General features: G+C 31.2%; 4 protein-coding genes. 2 read left to right on the top strand and 2 right to left on the bottom strand.

Annotated elements, in window-relative coordinates; all coding sequences use genetic code 11:
• Positions 1-92: 92 nt before the first annotated feature.
• Positions 93-464, bottom strand: coding sequence for a CRISPR-associated endonuclease Cas1 (locus tag R6X41_RS19605; protein WP_318502050.1), 372 nt, complete (start codon positions 462-464; stop codon positions 93-95).
• A 124-nt stretch (positions 465-588) separates the two neighbouring features.
• Between R6X41_RS19605 and R6X41_RS19610 the strand changes: the two genes are divergently transcribed.
• Together R6X41_RS19610 and R6X41_RS19615 are read left to right on the top strand one after the other, a co-directional pair.
• The gene (locus R6X41_RS19610; protein ID WP_318502051.1) at positions 589-1,059 is read left to right on the top strand and encodes an OsmC family protein; all 471 of its coding nucleotides are present in this window, start codon (positions 589-591) and stop codon (positions 1,057-1,059) included.
• 72 nt (positions 1,060-1,131) lie between these two features.
• Positions 1,132-1,710 carry a HutD/Ves family protein gene (locus tag R6X41_RS19615; RefSeq protein WP_318502052.1) on the top strand — a complete coding sequence of 193 codons (579 nt, stop codon included), beginning with the start codon at positions 1,132-1,134 and terminating at the stop codon, positions 1,708-1,710.
• Between the two features lie 236 nt (positions 1,711-1,946).
• Here the strand turns inward: R6X41_RS19615 and R6X41_RS19620 are convergent, their stop codons facing one another.
• Positions 1,947-2,915: a YpdA family putative bacillithiol disulfide reductase gene (locus R6X41_RS19620; protein WP_318502053.1), complete on the bottom strand. Its 969-nt coding sequence runs from the start codon at positions 2,913-2,915 to the stop codon at positions 1,947-1,949.
• Positions 2,916-3,598: the final 683 nt, after the last annotated feature.

A 3,598-nucleotide genomic window follows, 5' to 3' on the forward strand; every position in this document is an offset into this window, starting at 1 on the left:
TTGGAGCATCATCGTAGACCGGACGATGGGAATATCACAAATTTTATAATTGAGAAATGATCATGGGGTGACTTTCAGTCACGAGCCCGAACCTATGGACTTGTAGTCCATAGTGGTTCAGTTGTTATTTTTTCTACAATTGTTTGTTGCCACAATTGCTTTTTTAGAGGTATACTCGCGTTTATTTGATTCTTGAATATTTCTTGTTGAATATGGTGGCTATTTAGATTTAAAAACATTCCATTAGGTAAATGAGATTTATTGCATATAATAAGAGCCACGTTATTTTCTATAAGCTGGTTCATCGCAGACATGCTAATGTAGGTTTCGGCATGGTCGATAAGTAAGAAGCCAATATCTTCTATAGGTATAGTGCCTTCACGAGTATCATTTTTAATTACTAATTGTAGATTTTTTGTTGTTATTTTACTTTTATTCTCAATTAATACCGATTTCTTAAGCATATTCTTTTTTATTAAATTAATGTTTTTAATAAAACAGGCCATCTAATCCTTAATTTTTTCGGTGAAATGCATTGTTTATTAACTGTTTAAGTTAAATGTTTTAATTTTATACAATCAGAATACTATGTTAACAACCTTTCAGTTTAAAATACAAAACCATTGGGATTTAGAAACGGCTCTAATTGAAAAGCAATCTGGAGGTTCTTTAAAAACGCATCAAGTGTTTTTAGAAGACGGAAAGACCTTTGAAGTTTCTGCAGCCAAAGCTTTTAAAGGTGATGCTTCAAAATATAATCCAGAAGAATTATTAATGGCGGCATTATCGTCTTGTCATTTTATGTCCTATATATATGTATGCGAACAAGCGGGTATTTTCATATTGAAATATTCTGACAACGTTGAGGGCTTTTTAAAACTGAATGATGATGGAAGTGGAGCCTTCACAAAAATTATCCTAAAACCAAAAGTGACTATTAAAACTGTAGAACTAAAAGAACTCGCTGAAGCACTTCATACCAAAGCAGGCCGTTTATGTTTTATCGCCAATTCGTGTGCTTTCGAAATTGAATATAAGCCTAGAATACTAATTGAGTAGGTGGTTTAGATATCATCAATAAGACTCCAACAGGATTAATAGAATTCACGAAGTATAATTTTTAATCTGTATATGAATTATTACATATTAACTTCCAAAGATTTTTTACCAAAACAGTGGAGTGGAGGAGAAACAACACAACTCTCTATTTACCCTAAAGGAGCAGAATATTCCAAATTAAATTTTGAGTTTAGATTAAGTACTGCAACCGTAGAAATTGAAAGTTCAAATTTCACGTCCCTTCCTGGCATTTCTAGACAGTTGATGGTTTTAGAGGGCCAACTAATTCTAGAACATGAGCACAAACATACTATAACTTTAAATGTTGGAGATGTAGATTGTTTTGAAGGTGATTGGCAAACAAATTCCATGGGAAGATGTGTAGATTTCAATCTTATGACTACAAGACATACAAAAGGTGAGTTAAGGGCTTTAAATATAGAGAGTCAAAACAACTTAAAAATTAGACTACATACTGCGTATAAATTTTTATGTCTTTATATGTATTCAGGATCTGTGAACTTGAAATTTGGAGAAGAAGATATTGAATTACATTCAGGAAATTTTATTTGTTTCAATACTCTAGATCATTCATACCTTCAATTGTCTTCTAAACTAGGTTGTTTTGGAGCTTTGGTTAAAATTATGTGAGGAAAATGGTCTACTTAAATGTTGATTGGAATGCAGTAAGTAAACTTTATAAAATCACATTGGGCATCGAATAACGATTTAATGCTAGAGGTTTATATCAATAGTATAAAATTGAATCATATTAGAGATTTAGAAATGAAAGCCAGGCATCATCATGATGAACAAGTTGATATAAAACAACTAGGCCAAATTTTGAGAAACTAAATTTTTGTAATGATTATAGTTTTAACAGAAGCTTACGTATTAACCTTAATATGACTAATAATTTTCTTCGCATGAATTCTAGAGTTTTCTATAAACCATTTATGGGTATCCATTCCGCCACAAATAACACCAGCAAGATATAAACCTTCAATATTGGTTTCCATAGAGTCTTCATTATAATACGGAATATATTTTCCGTCTTCCGAAAATGAAATTCCAGCGTGTTCTAATAAAGTAATGTTTGGTTGATATCCTGTTAAAGCTAAAACATAATCGTTCGCTATGGTAATATTCCCTTTAGGAGTAGAGATTATAACAGCATCTTCTTTTATCTCTTGTATTTCAGAATTGAAGTGTGCAGTAATAGAACCTTCAGCGATTCTATTTATAATATCCGGTTTTACCCAATATTTAACTCGGTCTCCAATAGCATCACCTCTTACAACCATAGTGACATGGCCTCCTTTTCTGTAAATTTCTAAAGCAGCATCTACAGAAGAGTTACTAGCTCCTACTATAATAACATGCTGCATACTATAAGGATGTGCTTCCTTGTAATAATGTGTCACTTTAGGGAGGTCTTCTCCAGTAACATTAAGGTTTACAGGAACGTCGTAAAACCCAGTAGAAATAATTACTTTTTTAGCGCTGTAATTCGTTTTACTTGTATTAATGATAAATTCATTGTCTTTCTTTACAATATCTTTTACCTCTTCGTATAAATTTATATGTAGGTTATTGGAAGTTGCTACACGTCTGTAATATTCCAAAGCTTCGTTTCTAGTTGGTTTCGGGTTGTTACTTATAAAAGGAATACTATCGATCTCTATTTTTTCTGAAGTAGAGAAAAACGTCATGTTTAATGGGTAGTTGAAAATGGAATTGGTTAGGGATCCTTTTTCTATAACTAGGTAGTTAAGGTTTTTGTCTTTACAGGCCATAGCACAAGCTATACCAATAGGGCCTGCTCCAATAATAATGATGTCTTTTTCTATGTTCAAAATAATATAGTGTTTAATGTATTTAGACTTTATATATAGTAGAAGTCTTTTTCGGTTTTTAAAAATACTAATAGTAAGCTATATAGCCTTGTCATTTTTATATTAATATCATTTACATTGTAATGCTATAAGAGGGTAGAGAGTTTATATCCTTACAACCTGGGCATGGTTTATTTAAAAACAAGTCAATAGAGTTAGCTTGTAAGCGGAATATAATATAAAGTATAGGAAGAATTCTAATGTATATTATATGTATTAAGTAAGCATTCTATTAGACAAATCATAAGTGTTTAAAATAAAACACGGTTGTAACCATCTAATAACATTCGCTTTACATATTATTTCAAAATAAACTTATAAAACATTAGATTTATAATAAAGAAAGGGTGTATATTTGCACCCGCTTAGCGAGACAACTACGGTAGTTAGCAAGGCAAGATGTTCATTAACAAAGCATTATTTAACTAATTTGATTTAAGATTAAAAAAGAGAAATAAAAGCATGTTATTAAACAAAAAGGTTGTAAGTTTGCAACCGCTAAAAACGGCAACGTTTTTAGGGTAAAAAGTTCTTTGAGTGTTGATTTGGTTTAGATGAGAAAGCTTGCAAAAGCGGTCTTAAAAAAAAATCAAATAAACATTGCGAGATTAAAAAAAGGGTTTTATATTTGCACCCGCTTAACG

This window comes from Formosa sejongensis (assembly GCF_033447105.1).
GTDB lineage: Bacteria > Bacteroidota > Bacteroidia > Flavobacteriales > Flavobacteriaceae > Formosa.

Excerpts from the sequence above, each read along its gene's own strand:
- R6X41_RS19605 (WP_318502050.1), bottom strand. The coding sequence starts at position 464 with ATGCTTAAGAAATCGGTATTAATTGAGAATAAAAGTAAAATAACAACA.
- R6X41_RS19610 (WP_318502051.1), top strand. The coding sequence starts at position 589 with ATGTTAACAACCTTTCAGTTTAAAATACAAAACCATTGGGATTTAGAA.
- R6X41_RS19615 (WP_318502052.1), top strand. The coding sequence starts at position 1,132 with ATGAATTATTACATATTAACTTCCAAAGATTTTTTACCAAAACAGTGG.